Source organism: Flavobacterium okayamense, assembly GCF_019702945.1.
GTDB lineage: Bacteria > Bacteroidota > Bacteroidia > Flavobacteriales > Flavobacteriaceae > Flavobacterium > Flavobacterium okayamense.
On record NZ_AP024749.1, the window covers coordinates 2,247,805 to 2,266,150 of the forward strand.

At 30.7% G+C, this 18,346-nt stretch carries 15 protein-coding genes; 10 read left to right on the forward strand and 5 right to left on the reverse strand.

What is annotated here, in order from left to right; genetic code table 11:
* Positions 1-25 precede the first annotated feature (25 nt).
* Positions 26-1,045: a threonine aldolase family protein gene (locus KK2020170_RS10515; RefSeq protein ID WP_221258290.1), complete on the reverse strand. Its 1,020-nt coding sequence runs from the start codon at positions 1,043-1,045 to the stop codon at positions 26-28.
* 48 nt (positions 1,046-1,093) lie between these two features.
* Here KK2020170_RS10515 and prfB point away from each other — a divergent pair.
* The 6 genes from prfB to KK2020170_RS10545 all read left to right on the forward strand — a co-directional run bounded on the left by prfB (position 1,094) and on the right by KK2020170_RS10545 (position 9,225).
* Positions 1,094-2,192, forward strand: a protein-coding gene (gene prfB / locus KK2020170_RS10520) for a peptide chain release factor 2 (RefSeq protein ID WP_221258291.1) whose coding sequence is annotated in 2 segments (ribosomal slippage) — positions 1,094-1,156 and positions 1,158-2,192 — 1,098 coding nt in all. Because the reading frame shifts where the segments join, the coding sequence is not laid out codon by codon here.
* Between the two features lie 107 nt (positions 2,193-2,299).
* A complete protein-coding gene (locus KK2020170_RS10525) occupies positions 2,300-3,943 on the forward strand; it encodes an acyl-CoA carboxylase subunit beta (RefSeq protein WP_221258292.1) in 1,644 nt (547 codons plus the stop codon).
* Positions 3,944-4,169: 226 nt separating this feature from the next.
* Entirely contained in the window at positions 4,170-5,327 is a 1,158-nt protein-coding gene (locus KK2020170_RS10530; RefSeq protein ID WP_221258293.1) for a carboxypeptidase-like regulatory domain-containing protein, read from the forward strand.
* Between the two features lie 54 nt (positions 5,328-5,381).
* Positions 5,382-7,043, forward strand: coding sequence for an RluA family pseudouridine synthase (locus tag KK2020170_RS10535; RefSeq protein WP_221258294.1), 1,662 nt, complete (start codon positions 5,382-5,384; stop codon positions 7,041-7,043).
* 48 nt (positions 7,044-7,091) lie between these two features.
* Positions 7,092-8,720: a M1 family metallopeptidase gene (locus KK2020170_RS10540; protein ID WP_221258295.1), complete on the forward strand. Its 1,629-nt coding sequence runs from the start codon at positions 7,092-7,094 to the stop codon at positions 8,718-8,720.
* An 82-nt stretch (positions 8,721-8,802) separates the two neighbouring features.
* Positions 8,803-9,225 carry a DoxX family protein gene (locus KK2020170_RS10545; RefSeq protein WP_221258296.1) on the forward strand — a complete coding sequence of 141 codons (423 nt, stop codon included), beginning with the start codon at positions 8,803-8,805 and terminating at the stop codon, positions 9,223-9,225.
* A gap of 103 nt (positions 9,226-9,328) precedes the next feature.
* Here KK2020170_RS10545 and KK2020170_RS10550 read toward each other — a convergent pair whose 3' ends face one another.
* Both KK2020170_RS10550 and KK2020170_RS10555 read right to left on the reverse strand, forming a co-directional pair.
* Positions 9,329-10,384: an AMP-binding protein gene (locus tag KK2020170_RS10550; RefSeq protein WP_221258297.1), complete on the reverse strand. Its 1,056-nt coding sequence runs from the start codon at positions 10,382-10,384 to the stop codon at positions 9,329-9,331.
* Positions 10,368-11,279, reverse strand: coding sequence for a CPBP family intramembrane glutamic endopeptidase (locus KK2020170_RS10555; protein WP_221258298.1), 912 nt, complete (start codon positions 11,277-11,279; stop codon positions 10,368-10,370). Before KK2020170_RS10555 ends, KK2020170_RS10550 begins: the two co-directional genes overlap by 17 nt.
* 54 nt (positions 11,280-11,333) lie before the next feature.
* On the opposite strand from KK2020170_RS10555, the gene arsC reads away from it, so the two are divergent.
* A complete protein-coding gene (gene arsC / locus KK2020170_RS10560) occupies positions 11,334-11,675 on the forward strand; it encodes an arsenate reductase (glutaredoxin) (protein ID WP_221258299.1) in 342 nt (113 codons plus the stop codon).
* Between the two features lie 77 nt (positions 11,676-11,752).
* A complete protein-coding gene (locus KK2020170_RS10565) occupies positions 11,753-14,212 on the forward strand; it encodes a TonB-dependent receptor (RefSeq protein ID WP_221258300.1) in 2,460 nt (819 codons plus the stop codon).
* A gap of 56 nt (positions 14,213-14,268) precedes the next feature.
* Here the strand turns inward: KK2020170_RS10565 and KK2020170_RS10570 are convergent, their stop codons facing one another.
* Positions 14,269-14,436: a hypothetical protein gene (locus KK2020170_RS10570; RefSeq protein ID WP_221258301.1), complete on the reverse strand. Its 168-nt coding sequence runs from the start codon at positions 14,434-14,436 to the stop codon at positions 14,269-14,271.
* 114 nt (positions 14,437-14,550) lie between these two features.
* On the opposite strand from KK2020170_RS10570, the gene fumC reads away from it, so the two are divergent.
* On the forward strand, positions 14,551-15,936 hold the full coding sequence (gene fumC / locus KK2020170_RS10575) for a class II fumarate hydratase (protein WP_221258302.1): 1,386 nt from the start codon (positions 14,551-14,553) through the stop codon (positions 15,934-15,936).
* Here fumC and corA read toward each other — a convergent pair.
* Positions 15,933-17,003 (reverse strand): magnesium/cobalt transporter CorA, encoded by a 1,071-nt coding sequence (gene corA / locus KK2020170_RS10580; RefSeq protein WP_221258303.1) that lies wholly within the window; start codon positions 17,001-17,003, stop codon positions 15,933-15,935. The genes fumC and corA overlap by 4 nt on opposite strands.
* 70 nt (positions 17,004-17,073) lie before the next feature.
* Here corA and hutI point away from each other — a divergent pair, with 70 nt between their 5' ends.
* A complete protein-coding gene (hutI, locus tag KK2020170_RS10585; protein ID WP_221258304.1) occupies positions 17,074-18,312 on the forward strand; it encodes an imidazolonepropionase in 1,239 nt (412 codons plus the stop codon).
* Positions 18,313-18,346: the final 34 nt, after the last annotated feature.

Sequence of the window (18,346 nt, forward strand, 5' to 3'; positions counted from 1 at the left end):
AAGAGGTTATTAAACCTCTTTTTTATTACATTTTCTCTAAAACTTCCAAAACATAATCATGCATTACTTGTCGGTAATCCATATGAGTAACCATTCTTAATTTTCCTTGCCCCATTGAACTGATTAAAATTCTTTTTTGCTTTAATTTTTCAATAAAAGACTTTTCGTCAATAGTTGGTTGCAATTTAAAAATTACAATATTTGTTTCAATTGGTTCAACTTCTTTAACCCAATCCTTTTTAACTAAAACTGAACCTAGTTCTTTTGCTTTTTGATGATCTTTTTCTAAACGCTCAATATTATTTTGCATGGCATATAAACCTGCAGCAGCTAAATAACCCGCTTGACGCATATTTCCTCCAAATAATTTACGAATACGCAATGCTTTCTTTATGTCTTCATTACTTCCTACTAAAACAGAACCAACAGGAGCTCCTAGGCCTTTCGATAAACAAACGGAAATAGTATCAAACATTTCTCCAAACTGCTTCGGTTGCTGATTTTTAGCTACCATTGCATTCCACAAGCGCGCTCCATCTAAATGATATTTTAATCCGTGTTTATTACAAACTTCTTTTATGACTTTTAATTCTTCAATTTCGTAGCAAGCTCCTCCACCTTTATTAGTCGTATTTTCTAAGCTTACTAATCGTGTAATTGGTGCATGGTAAAATTCGGGGTCATTTATAAACTGGGTAACTTGATTGGCAGTTATTTTTCCTCTGTTTCCATCTACTAAATGACAAGAAACACCACTATTTGCAGCAACTCCTCCACCTTCATATAAAAAAATATGTGACCATTTATCGCAAATAACTTCATCTCCTGGTTTTGTATGTAAACGAATAGCGGTTTGATTTGCCATTGTTCCACTAGGAAAAAACAAAGCAGCTTCTTTTCCAAATAATTCAGCAGTATAACGCTCTAGCTCATTAACTGTTGGGTCTTGTTTAAAGACATCATCACCAACTTTTGCGTTAAACATAACATCCAACATTTCTTGTGTTGGTTTAGTTACCGTATCACTAATTAAATTTATTTCCATATAATCGAAAGGAATATCTTACTTTTGTGACGTAAAACTACAATTTTTATGGTAAATACTGAACAAGTAAAGGATATTATTGATCGCCTTGGTGCGTTAAGGAGGTATCTTTGACATCGATAAGAAATTAATCGAAATTACAAACGAAGAAGAAAAAACATTAGCTCCTGGCTTTTGGGATAAACCAAAAGAAGCCGAAAAATTAGTCCGTGAAATCCGTTCAAAGAAGAAATGGGTAGACGATTATACTAAAGGAGTAGATATGGTGGAAGAACTCCAAATCATGTTAGATTTCCTAAAAGAAGGAGAAATTTCAGAAGAGGAAGTTGACGAATTATACCATAAAACCATTTCTCATATCGAAGATATTGAGTTTCGCAATATGCTTTCCGATGAAGCCGATAGTATGAGTGCTGTATTGCAAATTACTGCGGGTGCTGGTGGAACCGAAAGTTGTGATTGGGCTTCAATGTTAATGCGTATGTATTTAATGTGGGGCGAAAAACAAGGCTACAAAATTAAAGAATTAAACTTTCAAGAAGGTGATGTTGCCGGTATTAAAACCGTAACTTTAGAGTTTGAAGGCGATTTTGCTTTTGGTTATTTGAAAGGTGAAAATGGTGTACATCGTTTAGTGCGTATTTCTCCATTTGATAGCAATGCCAAACGTCATACATCATTCGTGTCAGTTTATGTTTACCCATTAGTTGATGATACTATCGAAATCGTGGTAAATCCTTCTGATATTGAAATTACAACTGCTCGTTCAAGTGGTGCTGGTGGACAAAATGTTAATAAAGTGGAAACCAAAGTACAATTGGTTCACAAACCAACAGGAATTCAAATTCAATGTTCTGAAACGCGTTCGCAACACGATAACCGTGAAAGAGCGATGCAAATGTTAAAGTCGCAATTATATGAAATTGAGATGAAAAAACGTTTGGAACAACGTGCTGATATCGAAGCCGGAAAAATGAAAATCGAATGGGGTTCGCAAATTCGTAATTATGTCATGCATCCTTATAAATTGGTAAAAGATGTTAGATCAGGTTATGAAAGTAGCGATGTTGATGCCGTAATGAACGGAGAAATTGATGAATTCTTAAAAGCTTATCTGATGATGATGGGACAAAAAGAGGAAGAATAAAAATTAAAAATAGTTAAAAATCCAAACTTCAAGTTTGGATTTTTTTATTTGCTTATATCTACATCGATTTCGTATTTTAGCACACCGATAAAATTAACCAACACAAAATGGATTTAAATTTCAACAAAAACGAAGATCATAATAAATTATTAGTTTCTGACTTACGTAGCCGATTTGCCAAAGTAAAATTAGGTGGCGGACAAAAACGTATCGATAAATTACATGCGGAAGGTAAAATGACAGCGCGTGAACGTATCGATTATTTATTAGATGATAAAAAAAGTAGTATTGAAATTGGAGCCTTTGTTGGAGAAGGAATGTATGAAGAACATGGAGGTTGTCCATCTGGTGGTGTTGTGGTTAAAATGGGCTACATTCAAGGAAAGCAATGTATTGTTGTTGCAAATGATGCTACCGTTAAAGCTGGAGCTTGGTTTCCAATTACTGGAAAGAAAAACCTTAGAGCACAAGAAATTGCTATTGAAAATAGATTACCAATTATATACTTAGTAGATTCTGCTGGTGTTTATTTACCTATGCAAGATGAAATTTTTCCAGATAAAGAACATTTCGGAAGAATTTTTCGTAACAATGCCATAATGAGTAGTATGGGAATTACTCAAATTGCAGCCGTTATGGGAAGCTGTGTAGCTGGAGGTGCTTATTTACCTATTATGAGTGATGAAGCTTTAATTGTTGATAAAACTGGAAGTATTTTCTTAGCAGGAAGTTATTTAGTTAAAGCTGCTATTGGCGAAAGTATCGATAATGAAACTTTAGGTGGAGCAACAACGCACTGTGAGATTTCAGGTGTTACCGATTTTAAAGCAAAAGATGACAAAGATGCTTTAGACAGAATTAAATCGGTTGTGGGGAAAATTGGTGATTATGATAAAGCTGGATATAACAGAATAAAAGCTGAAAAACCTGCTGAAAAAGAAGAAGATATTTACGGAATCTTACCAAAATCTCGTTCTGATCAATACGATATGATGGAAATCATCAAACGCTTAGTAGACAATTCTGAATTTGATGAATATAAAGCTGGTTACGGACAAACGATTATCACTGGTTATGCTCGTATCGATGGTTGGGCTGTAGGAATAATTGCTAACCAACGTAAGATTGTAAAAACAACTGGAGCCAAAACAAAACCAAGCGAAATGCAGTTTGGTGGTGTTATTTATTCAGATTCTGCGGATAAAGCCACGCGTTTTATAGCAAATTGTAATCAAAAGAAAATTCCTTTAGTATTCTTACAAGATGTAACTGGATTCATGGTTGGAAGTAAATCTGAACATGGTGGCATTATTAAAGATGGTGCTAAAATGGTAAATGCAGTTTCGAATTCAGTTGTACCAAAATTCACGGTTGTTGTTGGAAATTCTTATGGTGCAGGCAATTACGCTATGTGTGGAAAAGCATACGACCCAAGGTTAATCTTTGCTTGGCCAAGTGCAGAACTAGCTGTAATGGGTGGTGCTCAAGCTGCAAAAGTATTATTACAAATTGAAGCAGCTTCATTAAAGAAATCAGGTGAAGAATTAACACCAGAAAAAGAAGCCGAATTATTCAATAAAATTAAAGCTCGTTACGATAACCAAGTTTCACCTTATTACGCAGCTGCACGTTTATGGACAGATGCAGTAATTGATCCATTAGAAACACGCACATGGATATCTATGGGAATTGAAGCTGCTAACCACGCTCCTATCGAAAAACCATTTAATTTAGGGGTTATTCAGGTATAATTTACTATTTTGTAATCTTTTAATATAGTTTTATACAATATTTATTGAAAAAATTTAATTTTTTAAAAGGATAAAATATTTCATTTAAATCATTTTATCCTTTTAATTTTAAATTAATTTTCACAACATTTAACAGTTTTTTTGTTAAATTTTATTCATTTACAAAATACTTACTTTATCATTTTAACATTTTTTTTATATTTACCTAACATTCAACGTTTTAAATATGAGAAAAATTTTACTGCTTTCACTATCAATAATACTATTTATTGGGTGTCAAAAAGATGAAACTAACCCAACCGAGAATCTCACTACAGGAAAAGTTACTGGTACTGTTCTCTCTAATAATGGCCAACAAAGTATCGGAGGAGCATTAATTTTTTCATTTGATGATGATCATGAATTAATCTATACTCGTTCTGACGAAAATGGTCAATTTGTTTTACAGTTACCAACTGGAAATAGAGAAATACATATTCAAACTGGAGATGGTTCAAATTTTAGAACAAATTTTTCTGTAGATATTCAAAAAGATATAACATTAACTATCGATGGAGAACAATCTAAGCTCAATCAAGTAGCTAATATTGCTTATGTTTCTGGTTCTTTTGATGTAATTGAAGATTTAATTTCAAACTTAGGTTACAATGCTACTCAAATAAGTTTTAGTGACTTAGCTGATTATAATATTGTCTCTCAATATGATATCATATTTTTGAACTGTGGCTCTAGAAATGCTTCTATGGCTTCTTTAAACAATACGATTGATGTTAATCTTGCACAATTTGTAACTAACGGAGGAAGTCTTTATGCTTCTGATTGGGATCTAGCTTATTTAATGGGTGGTACATCTAATGTTACTGGGTGTAATATGCCAGGTGGATTTATTCCAGATACTATGCTTTGTTCTGCAACTTCAGGAACTTCTGGTTTTTATAATGGAGTACAAATTGTAGATCCTCTTTTAGCAAGTTCGGTTGGTTTTTCAAGTTTTGATTTGGAATACGACTTAGGTGGTTGGCAACAAATTCAAATGTATGATAGTAATTATTGGACTTGTTTAGTTGAATTGAATTCACAAGCCTTGATGCTAAAAACAGATAGTTTCTTTGATTCTTCATTAGTGACAAACCCAGTTGGTAATGACACTAACGATGAATGGGTAACTATTTGCCATATTCCACCAGGAAACCAAAACAATCCAATTACAATTACGATTAATCAAAGTGCTTTAAATGCACATTTAGCACATGGTGATACTTTAGGAAGTTGTGACGCTAATTCAAATGGAGGTACAATTTATTACACAACTTTCCATAATCATGCTAGTGGAAATATTGGAAATTCGGAAGCAATTTTAAATTATGTTATTTTAAATTTATAATTTAACTTTGCATATACATAATTAAACGCTCTTTATGAGCGTTTTTTTATTCTTATGAATAGTAAATTCCAACATTTTAAATCCAATATTTCAGGTATCACTTTACCTGAAAAATTTACGTTTCCATTTTACTATGAACCGCATCCATTAAGTGAAATAGCAGCTAAAGAACTACAAGAATATCTAGAAAATCAAACCGATTTCGAGCACAACTTTGGCTTAGAAGAGAATCAGGAAGGTTTAGTCATTGGAAAAATGTTTGGGGTTTTAGTTTGTCAAGATGAAAATGGTAATTTAGGCTATTTATGGGGCGTTTCTGGAAAATTAGCCGATAGTAATCTTCACGACAAATTTGTTCCGCCTGTTTTTGATATGTTGACGCAAGACAGTTTTTTCAAACAAGAAGAAGCTATTTTAAATCAATACAATCGAAAGATTGAAGAACTAGAAAAAAGTCAGGAATTAGTTGAAACCAAAGAAAGTTTAAAGCAAACTGAATTTGATGCTAAAACAGATATTCAACGTCAAAAGCAACGCATTAAAGATTTAAAAAAGAAACGTGATGAAAAGCGTACTTCTTTTGAAAATTTATCACCAACAGAAATTGAGCAACTAGAATTTGAACTTTCTGAAGAAAGTAAAAAAGAAAGTATTTTGTTGAAGAAAATGACAAAATATTGGAATTTAACTGTTGAAAGTCGAAAGTTAAAAGTCGAAAGTCTTCAAAGAGAAATAGATAAATTAAAATTAGAAAGAGCTTCAAAATCATCTGAATTACAACAAAAACTTTTTGGAAAATACAAATTTTTAAATATTTCGAAGAGAACTAAATCGGTTGGGGAGATTTTCGATAACAATCCACCTGCTGGTGCTGGTGAATGTGCAGCTCCTAAATTATTACACTACGCTTTCAACCATAATTTAACACCAATTGCTTTAGCTGAATTTTGGTGGGGACAATCGCCAAAATCAGAAGTTCGAAAACACAAACAGTTTTATCCGGCATGTCAAAGTAAGTGCAAACCAATTCTAGCGCATATGTTAGATGGAATTGAAATGGACGAAAATCCTCTTTTAGAAAATCCTGCCGAAGGAAAAGATATTGAAATAGTTTTTGAAGACGATTATTTAGCGGTTATCAATAAACCAGCCGAATTTCTATCGGTTCCGGGTAAAAACATTCAGGATTCGGTTTTTGAACGTGTAAAAAATCGTTATCCAGAAGCCTCAGGACCGCTAATTGTGCATCGTTTAGATATGTCTACTTCTGGTTTATTACTAATTGCAAAATCAGATGAAGTTTATAAAAATCTACAATCGCAATTCATTAAACGAACGGTTAAAAAGCGTTACGTTGCTTTATTAGACGGAATTGTAAAACAACCTGAAGGTAGTATCAATTTGCCTTTGCGTGTAGATTTAGACAATCGCCCGAATCAATTGGTTTGTTATGAATATGGAAAACCAGCTGAAACGCATTTTAAAGTCATCGAAATTAAAAATAAAAAAACACGCATTCACTTCTTCCCTATTACAGGCCGAACACATCAATTGCGTGTGCATGCTTCGCATAGTTTAGGGTTGAATTGCTCAATTGTTGGCGATGATTTATATGGAACAAAAGCCGATAGATTACATCTTCATGCGGAAGAAATTACATTTACACATCCTATTTCAAAAGAAATTTTAACTATTTTTAAAGAAGCTGAGTTTTAATTGTAACGTATTTTTACAATTGACAACTTATTATCAAAACGTAACATAATGAAAAAACTACTTTATCTATCAATTCTAGTTATTGGTTTACAACAAATTTCAGCTCAAAATTTTACACGTAGGGATTCTTTACAGGGAGGTTTACGTTTTGAACGTACTAGTTTTGATGTATTGCGTTATGATTTAAATATCAAAATAAATCCAGAAGAGAAAAGTATTGTAGGTCACAATGATATTACTTTTAAAGTAATTGAACCAACACAAAAAATTCAATTGGACTTGTTCGATAATATGAATGTAGATTCAATTGTTTGGAACAATCAAAAGTTGAGTTATAAAAGAGATTATGATGCTGTATTTATAAGTTTTCCGAGTAAATTAACTCAAAAATCAACTGAAAAAGTTCGTTTTTACTATTCTGGAAATCCTAAAGTAGCTAAAAATGCGCCATGGGATGGCGGATTCGTTTTCAAAAAAGATAGTAATGGAAAAGATTTCATTGGCGTTGCTGTACAAGGAACTGGTGCTAGTTTGTGGTATCCTGTAAAAGATTCTCAAACAGATGAGCCTGATAACGGCGCTTTAATTAAAGTTGCGGTTCCAAATGGATTAATGAATGTTTCAAACGGAAGGTTTAAGGGTTCTGAGGATTTAGGAAATGGTTATACGCGTTGGGATTGGGAAGTAAAAAATCCAATTAATAATTATGACATAACTGTAAATATTGCTGATTACGCTCATATTCATGACAATCACAATGGTTTAGATATTGATTATTATGTTCTAAAAGAAAATGAAGAAACCGCTAAAAAACATTTTGAGGAAGATGTAAAAACCATGCTAGATTGCTTCAATTCTAAATTTGGAAACTATCCGTTTTGGGAAGATGGCTACAAGTTAGTTGAAACTCCCTATTTAGGTATGGAGCATCAAAGTGCCGTTGCTTACGGAAACAAATACCGAAAAGGCTATTTAGGTATGGATTTATCAGGAACAAGAATTGGCTTAGGCTTCGATTATATTATTATTCATGAAACAGGTCACGAATGGTTTGGTAATAGTATAACGAGTAAAGATATTGCTGATATGTGGATTCATGAAGGGTTTACAACATATTCTGAAACCGTTTTTGTAGAATGTACGCAAGGATATGAAGCTGCTCAAAAATATGTAAATGGTCAATCAAGAAGTGTTTCAAATGACAGACCAATTATTGGTAAATTTGGGGTCAATAATGAAGGAAGTGGCGATATGTATTTTAAAGGTTCGTTATTATTGAATACACTTCGACACGTAATTAATGATGATGAAAAATGGTGGGCTTTAATTTTGAAATATTCTGAAACTTTTAAAAAACAAATTATCGATACTCAAACAGTTATTGATTTCTTTAACAAAGTATCTGGAATGGATTTAACGCCTATCTTTAAACAATATTTAGAAACTACTACTATTCCAACCTTTTCATATCGTATTGATAAGAACTATCTTTATTACAGATGGGAAGATGTAAATTCGGATTTTAATATGCCTTTTGATTTTGAGTACGATAAGAAAAAAATTCGTTTATATCCTACAACCAAAGAACAAAAAATTAAATTAAGAAGTTTAAAAAAGACTTCTAGTTATCAATTTTTTGATAATCATTTCTTTGTAAAAGTTGCTGAGAGTAATTAGTTTTAATTTTCTTTTAACAAATATTATTTTCCTAATTACTTAATTTTTAGTAATTTAGACAATAATTTTAAACCCATATATTATGGCTACAATTAGAGAGTTAAATAAATGGGCTAATGCACACACTAGCATTCCTCTCGATTTACTTAGAATTGCCTTTGGAGCTTTTCTATTTATTAAAGGGATATCATTTTTTACCGAAGGTAAATATCTTCATGAGATTTTAAGTACATCGGGAGGTTTTGGTAGTGAAATGCTTTTAATACATTATATTGCATTTGCCCACATGGTGGGAGGAGTCATGATAATAATTGGCTTCTTAACAAGATGGTCAATATGGGCTCAATTGCCTATAGTAATTTGTGCTTTCCTAATAAACTTTATTTTTGAATTTAATTTGAGTAATACTTTACAAGCAGGTATAGCATTACTTTTATGTATATTCTTTTTATTTTTTGGAAGTGGAAAGCATTCAGCTGATTATTATCTACAAATGGAAAAATAATTAAATTAAAAGGACTGTATGTGATATTAATAAAGAAGTGTTAATTTTATGTAGATGTTTAAATTTGATTAGTTATAATACTCTTTAACTATAAAAAAATTATTTAGCATACAGTCCTTACTTTTTTTAAAGTTTCCAATCTATTTACTTTACCTGTTTTAGTTTCATCAAATGCATCTACAAAATAAATCTGTTTAGGTAATTCAAATTTTTCAAGATTATTAAAGATTGTCTTATCAAAATCAAAGGGTTTACTTTCAATAACTACTACTACTCTATTACCAAGTTTTTCATCCTTTTCACTTGAAACAAAAAATCTTTGTGATATAAATTTTTCAAGTTTTTTTTCAATTTGCTCCGGAAATAATTTTATTCCCCCACTATTTATAACATTGTCAATTCTTCCAAGCCATTGAAACTCTTCATTTGAATGTATTTCAACAATATCATTTGTAACAATTTTTTCAGAAGTAATTCTTGGCGCATCAATAACTAAACATTCTCTATCATCTGTAGAAATTGAAATCTCTGGTAATACTTTAAAATATTGTGAATTAATTTCTTTTGCAGCAATATGAGTAATCGTTTCTGTCATTCCGTAAGTTTCATAAGCTTTCAAACCTTTAATTTGTGTTAGCTTTTCAAGAAGGTTCAAATTGGGTTGTGCACCGCCAATAATAAGTTTATTAAATTGATTTAATTTCTCAAAATTATTTTCAACCTGAACAGGAACCATAGCCGTAAAATCATAATTTTTAACGTTTTTTTCAAGTCTACTATTTGGAGAAATAATATCCAATTCTAATCCTAAAATAATTGCTCTTACAAGCATCATTTTACCAGCAATAAATCTACTTGGTAAACAATGTAAAACCCTATCTCCAGGTTTCAAATTAAAATAATCTCCAGTAGCAATTGCAGAATTAACCATCGCTTGTTTAGATAGCTTAATTTCTTTCGGTTTTCCTGTTGTTCCAGATGTGTTAACAACAACAAAATCATTTTCGTCTAACCAATCCAAAAGAAAAAGTCCAATTTCCTTTTCAAACTCCTCTCCTTCTTTAATAAAACTATACGCTAATTGAAATAATGAATCTTTGTTTAGGTGAAACTCATTAATTTTAAATCTGTTATGAATATTTTTAAAATGTGGAATCATTAGTTTCTAATTCTATTAATTTACCCGTTAATTTTTCTTTCCAATTTTTCCATTTGTATACTTTCGAAAAAATAAAAAGTAACGTTGGAAAAATAATAAAGACTGGTAATATAATTTCAAAACCTGTTGATGGTTCTGAAATATCTTTAAAAATTGAATGGGTTTGAAAAGCTGTCCAATCAGCTGTAACTAATAAAGCACTTACTAAATTATTAGCTGCATGAAAACCTAAAGCCAATTCCAAACCTTCATCCATTAGAGTAAGAATTCCTAAAAACAAACCTGTGCCTATATAATACAACATAATAATCCAGCCTACTTTATCTACTTCAGGATTAGCAGCATGCATAATTCCAAACAAAAAAGAAGTTACTAATAAAGGGATTAATCTACTATTAGTAGCTAGTCCCAAACCTTGCATTAAATGTGCTCTAAATAAATATTCTTCAAAACTTGTTTGTAATGGAATAAGTAAAATAGCTAAGACTAAAAAAACAGCAAACTTTTGAGGTTTAAAATTCAATATAAAATTCTCTGGAGTTGAATAATATGCAACTAGAATCATTGTTGATGTGATTGCAGCCCATAAAAAAAATGAAAAGAAAATTCGTTTCCAGTCAACTTTATTTCTTGAAGTAGTTAATATTCGTATATCTAAATTTTGAATAAATTTTGTCCAAAAGAAAACAACAAATAAACCAATAGCTAAAGGAGCTATCATAGCTATAAAAGTTCCATTAACGCCAATCATACTAATAGTTTGTTGAATAACTTGATTGGTGTCTAAATCTAAAGAAGCAAAATAATTCCAAAGCATTAACAACATAAATCCAATCGGTATAATAAAATATAGCGCTAGATTTAAATTATATTTTTTTAATTGTTCAATATACATACCACAAAAATTTTCACTAAAATACTATTTTTTATCTTTGTAAAAAACTGAATTATGATAACAATTTACCATAATCCAAGATGCACAAAGTCAAGAGAGGGCTTATGTTTACTTGAAAACACAAATGAAGAAATTATAGTTAGAAAATATTTAGATGATTTTTTTACTAAAGAAGAATTAAAAGAAGTAATTTCTAAATTAAACATTAAACCTATTGAATTGGTTCGAACTAAAGAAAAAATTTGGATTGATAACTTTAAAGGTAAGGAACTATCTGAAAATCAAATAATAGAAATTTTATTAGAACATCCCAAATTAATTGAAAGACCAATTGTCGTTAAAAATAATAAAGCAGTCATAGCTCGCCCTAAAGAAAAAATCAACGAAATCCTTTAAGTAGTTTTAACAAAGATTTATGACAATAGCTTTAAACCATAAGGTAATTTTGCAATCTAATTTGGAAAACAAACTTTATGAGCAAAAGAATAAAATTTTCTATTTTCTATTTATTAATTGTATCAACATTTTCTTATTCGCAATATAAACCAGAAACAAAACAAGTTAGCATAACTGGAAAAATTCTTGAAAAGGGTACAGATTTGCCATTAGAATATGCTACGGTGGTATTTGAGGATATTAAAACTAAACAATTAACAGGTGGAGTTACTGATTTTGATGGTAATTTCAAATTTACAGTTAAAGACGGTAATTACAACATTCGTTTTGAATATATTTCTTTTAAATCAGTCGAATTAAAAAATCAAACGATATCATCAAATAAAAATTTTGGTACTATTTATTTAGAACCAGATATTGCGCAACTATCAGGTGTTGAATTAGTAGGTGAAAAATCTACAGTAGAAATAAAGCTTGACAAAAGAGTTTACAATGTAGGTTCTGACATGACCGTAAGAGGTGGAACTGCAGGTGATGTATTAAACAATGTACCTTCTGTAACAGTTGATCCTGATGGTACAATTGCACTGCGCGGTAATGAAAGTGTTACTATTTTAATAGATGGAAAACCTTCTGGACTTGCAGGTATTAATCCAAGTGATATAATAAAAATGTTGCCCGCTGATGCAATTGATAAAGTAGAGGTTATTACAAATCCTTCTGCTCGTTACAACGCTGAAGGAGGTGGTGGAATTATCAATATCGTCATGAAAAAAGGGAAAACTAATGGATTAAATGGTTCGTTAGTTGCATCTGTTGGTGACCCTGAAACTTATGGGTTTAATTCAAGCATTAATTATAAAACAGATACTTTCAACGTTTTTTCAAACTTTGGTTATAATTATAGAACGAATAAAGGTGAAGCTGAATTTCAATCTACCTACTTTGATAATGATACTCCTGAAATAGATGATATTACAGGTTTTATGAATGAAAGCAGAACTACAAAAGATATTGATAGAGGTTATAATGCAAACTTTGGTGTCGATTTAAATTTAACTGAATCTCTAACTTGGACAAATTCACTAACTTTTAGAGAAAATTCTGAAAAGAACCCTCAAGATGTTTTAATGGATTATTACGATGAGAATGGAGTTTTTACTCAAACTCGTAACCGTTTTAGCGATCAAAATGAGGAAGATTATGTAATTGAGTATGCTACTAACGTTACTAAAAAATTTGAAAAAGAAGATCATATTTTTACTGCTGATTTCTCAGTTTCAAAAAACCAACGCGATGAAACTTCAGATATAACTGATGTAATTTTAAACTCTTCGAATCCTGCTCAATTTGAAAATACATTAAACAACAATACAAGAAATAGAATGTTAGCAAAAACCGATTATGTTTTACCTTTAGGAAAAGATGGTCGTTTTGAAGCAGGTTACCGTGGTGATTTTTCAAATACATTAACAGACTTTCAAGTAAACCCTAATACTGCTTATAGTAATCTATTAGAGTATGTAGAAAACATCAATGCTTTGTATCTACAATATGGTAATAAAATAAATAAGTTTTCTTATTTCTTAGGATTACGATGGGAAGACAGCCATATTGAAGTAAATTCATTTACGAGTTCTGATTTTAATACGAAATTATATAATAACTTCTTCCCTACTGCAACATTTAATTATGAATTTACAGAAGATCAATCAATTACATTAAGTTACAGTAAAAGAATTAATAGACCTAGAGGTAGATTTGTAAATCCATTTTCTACCTACTCAAGTAACGTAAATTTATTTCAAGGTAATCCCGATTTAGATCCAACATTTACAAATGTTATTGAGTTAGGTTATTTATGGAAAGGTAAAAAATTCACATTAAATTCATCAATTTATACCAACCTTACAGATGATTCTTTTCAATTTATTAGAAGAGAAACTGGAGATGAAGTTGATGGAGTACCTGTAATCGTTTCAACACCTATCAACCTTTCAAAAGAAGTTAGAACAGGTTTTGAATTTAATGTTAATTATTCTCCTTATAAATGGTGGCGCTTAAACACTAATTTAAATTTATTTAGTGTAGTAACTCGTGGTGATTATACTTATACTGATTTTCAAAATCAGTTAGTTACACAAAATTTTGATAATGATGCTTTTACTTGGTTTGCAAGATTAAACAATAAAATAACGTTACCATATAAAGTAGATTGGCAAACTAATGTATTTTACCGAGGTCCTCAAAAAAATGCGCAAGGTAAAAGTTTGTCTATGACTAATGTAAGTATGGCATTAAGTAAAGACGTTTTAAAAGATAAAATGACTTTAGCCTTAAATGTAAACAACATGTTTAATACAATGAAAAGAAGAAATGAAACCTACATAGAGGACGTAACTTCTTCTTATTCTGAATTTATGTGGAGAAAAAGAACTATTTTATTTTCTCTAACTTATCGCTTCAACAGAAAAAAAGAAGCTGATAGAGGAAGACGTGAAGGAGGCGATGATGATGGCGGAGATATAATGGGATAACATATAAAAAAAGGACTACAATTGTAGTCCTTTTTTATTTCAAGTTCAAAGAATAATTACTCTTCGTCTTTTCTGTTTTTTGCTCTTTTCTCTTTAATTAATTCTGCAATAGCCCCACCAATCCAATAAGGAACGAAAGAAGCTAAGAAAATCATTAACCAAAAACCGATAGTTAAAATGGTTAAGAAAAGTAAAAAACCTAAATACTGTTGAAATTCAAACATGTTTTCCGGAATTTATATGAATTCAAGGTCAAAGATAAAAGTTAAATTTATTTTTTACAATTCTATAACAGAAATTCTTTTATAAAATAGCTAACTTTAGTAAAATTTGAAATTATGAACTTTAGAATTGAAAAAGATACGCTTGGAGAAGTACAAGTTCCTGCAGATAAACTTTGGGGTGCACAAACCGAAAGATCTCGAAATAATTTTAAAATTGGACCTGATGCTTCTATGCCTTTTGAGATAATTTCAGCATATGCTACTCTTAAAAAAGCAGCTGCTATTACTAATAATAACCTTGGTGTACTTGATTCTGAAAAGGCAAAACTAATTGTTCAAGTTTGCGATGAAATTTTACACGAGAAACATAACGACCAATTTCCTCTTGTAATTTGGCAAACAGGTTCTGGCACACAAACTAACATGAATGTTAACGAAGTTATAGCAAATAGAGCACAACAACTTTCAAACAGAAAAATTGGACAAGATGAACCTATTATAAAAGCGAATGACGATGTTAACAAATCACAATCTTCTAATGATACCTTTCCTACGGCAATGCATATTGCTGCTTACAGAAAATTAGTATATCATACAATTCCAGCATTAGAAAAACTTTTAGCAACGTTTATTACAAAATCAGAAGAATTTGAAGATGTAATTAAAATTGGCCGAACACATTTAATGGACGCTACTCCACTTACACTTGGTCAAGAGTTTTCAGGTTATTCACAACTCATTCAAAATGGAATTGTTTCATTACAAAAAAGTTTATATTCCTTATCTGAATTAGCACTTGGCGGAACTGCTGTTGGTACAGGTTTAAATGCTCCTGAAAATTTTGATATTGAAGTTGCTAAAAATATTGCAGAAATTACCCAACTCCCTTTCATAACAGCTCCAAATAAATTTGAAGCACTTTCTGCACACAATGCAATAGTTGAAAGTCATTCAGCGTTAAAACAATTAGCCATTTCTTTATTTAAAATTGCAAATGATATTCGCTTAATGGGTTCTGGTCCACGAGCTGGTTTTGGTGAACTTTTACTTCCAGAAAATGAACCCGGTTCTTCAATAATGCCTGGAAAAGTAAATCCAACTCAAGTAGAAGCATTAACGATGGTTTGTAGTCAAATTATTGGTAATGATACTACAATAACATTTGCAGCAAGTCAAGGTCAGTTCGAATTAAATGTATACAAACCAGTAATTATTGCAAACTTTTTACAATCTGCAGAATTATTAGGAGATGCTTGTAATTCATTTAATGAAAATTGTTTAAAAGGCATTCAGCCTAATGAAAAAAGGGTAATTGAACTTCTTTCCAACTCATTAATGCTTGTTACAGCCTTAAACACAAAAATTGGCTATTATAAATCTGCTGAAATAGCTCAAAAAGCGCATCATGAAAATACAACGTTAAAGCAAGCTGCTGTTTCTTTAGGTTATGTTACTGAAAATGAATTTGATGAATGGGTAAATCCAAAAAACATGATTTAAAACCAATTCTTTCGTTTAAAATAAATTAACATTACTATTACAATTAGAAACATCAAACCAATTATTGTGTAATAACCATAATGATAATTAAGTTCTGGCATGTATTTAAAATTCATACCATAAATACCTGCAATAAATGTTAAGGGCAAGAAAACCGAAGAAATTACTGTTAATGTTTTCATTACTTCGTTCATCTTATGATTTTGTGTAGTGTAATAAAAATTACTGGCACTATCTAGTGAAGTCATATCGTAATCAATTTGCTCTAACAATTCAATAGTTTTTTGATGAAGTCGACTAAAAAAGACAAAATTTGAAGATTGAATGCTATTAAACTCATCATCATCTTTGATGGTTTTAATGGTATACAATGCTTCTTTAAGTGGAATTAAAGAGCGTTTTAAATAATGAAATATTTCTCTTAAATGTTCAATCTCTTCAACTACTTTAGGATCATCAGAGGTTTTAGACGTAGCTAATAACAGTTCAATCTTTGTTTCTTTATTTTCAATTGTTATGTAGAAATTTTCGATAATAGCATCTAATAATAAATAAAGTAAATAATCTACGTGTTTTTTTCTAACAACTCCTGAATTAGTTCTTAGCCTTTCTCTAATATGGGTAAAAAAATCACCTCTTTTTTCTTGAAATGAAACAATTAAATTCTCTTTAATTAAAAAGCTAATTTGTTCAATTCGAATGGTATCATCAGATTCATTGGGTAAAATAGATTTTATACTAAAAAAAAGAGATTCGTCCATTTCATCTAGACGAGTCCCTCTTGCTATGTTCAAAATATCTGAAATAATTAAAGAATTCAATTCTAAATTTTCTGCAAGAGATTTAATTAAGTCAATATTTGTTAATCCGTGAATATTGAGCCAATTGTTTTTTTCAACTGAACGCTTTGAACTAAATTCCTCTAAAGTCACTTTTTCATATTCGTCAACTTCTTGTTCGTTATAAACAAACAACTGCATTTCAGTTTGTTTATCCGTATAGATACCTGTATACTCATACGTTTGACCTTGAACTTTTCTTCCTTTTTTATATCTTATTTTTCTCAAAATACCTATTTTTTATTATAAAGATAGGAGTTTTTAAAATTCGGACTTATTTTTACAGAAAATTATTTTTATGCGTACAATTTTCATTAATATAAAAGAATTATTACAAGTTAGAGAGCCAAATGTTACAAAAGTTTCAGGAAAGGAAATGTCGGTTTTACCAAAAATTGATAATGCATTTTTAATTATAAAAGAAGATCGTATTGAAGATTTTGGTACAATGAAAGATTGTCCAGATTTAAATGACTTTAATGTTATTGATATAGAGGGAAAAGTAATTTTACCGACTTGGGTTGATAGCCATACACATATTGTTTACGCTGGAAATAGAATTCAGGAATTTGTAGATAGAATTAACGGATTATCGTATGAAGAAATTGCAAATCGTGGTGGTGGAATTTTAAATTCAGCAAAACGACTTAACGAAACTTCAGAAGAAGAATTATATGAACAATCAAAAAAACGATTAGAAGAAGTTATAAAACAAGGAACTGGTGCTATTGAAATTAAATCGGGTTACGGATTAACTGTTGAAGGAGAGTTGAAAATGCTACGCGTTATAAAACGTTTAAAAGAAAACTATGCAATTCCTATAAAAGCTACATTTTTAGGAGCACACGCCTTCCCTACTCAATTTAAAGAAAATCATTCAGCTTATATCGATTTGATTATCAATGAAATGTTACCGAAAATAGCAGAAGAAAACTTAGCCGATTATATTGATGCTTTCTTAGAAACTGGTTATTTTTCCGTTGAGGAAACAGTACGTATAATGGAAGCTGGAAAAAAATATGGATTAATAGCCAAAATTCATGTTAACCAGTTCACAGCAATTGAAGGAATAAAAGCTTGTGTAAATTATGGAGCACGTTCTGTAGACCATTTAGAAATTGTTACAGATGAAGATATTGAAGTGTTAAAGAACTCGGAAACTATGCCGGTTGCTTTACCAAGTTGCTCTTATTTTATTAGTATACCATATACTCCAGCTCGAAAAATGATTGAAGCTGGTTTGCCTTTAGCTTTAGCTACAGATTATAATCCAGGAACTACTCCATCTGGAAACATGAACTTTGTAGTGGCAACGGCTTGTATTAAAATGAAAATGACTCCCGAGGAAGCTGTTAATGCAGCTACTATTAATGCCGCTTTTGCTATGGATGTTTCTAAAGAAGTTGGAAGTATTACAAAAGGTAAAAAAGCTAATTTAATTATTACAAAACCTATACATTCTTATTACCAAATCCCTTATGAATTTGGTTCAAATTTAATTGAGGATGTGATGATAAACGGAGAGTTTGTAAAATAAAAAAAGGCCAGCTTAAAGCTGGCCTTTTTATGAT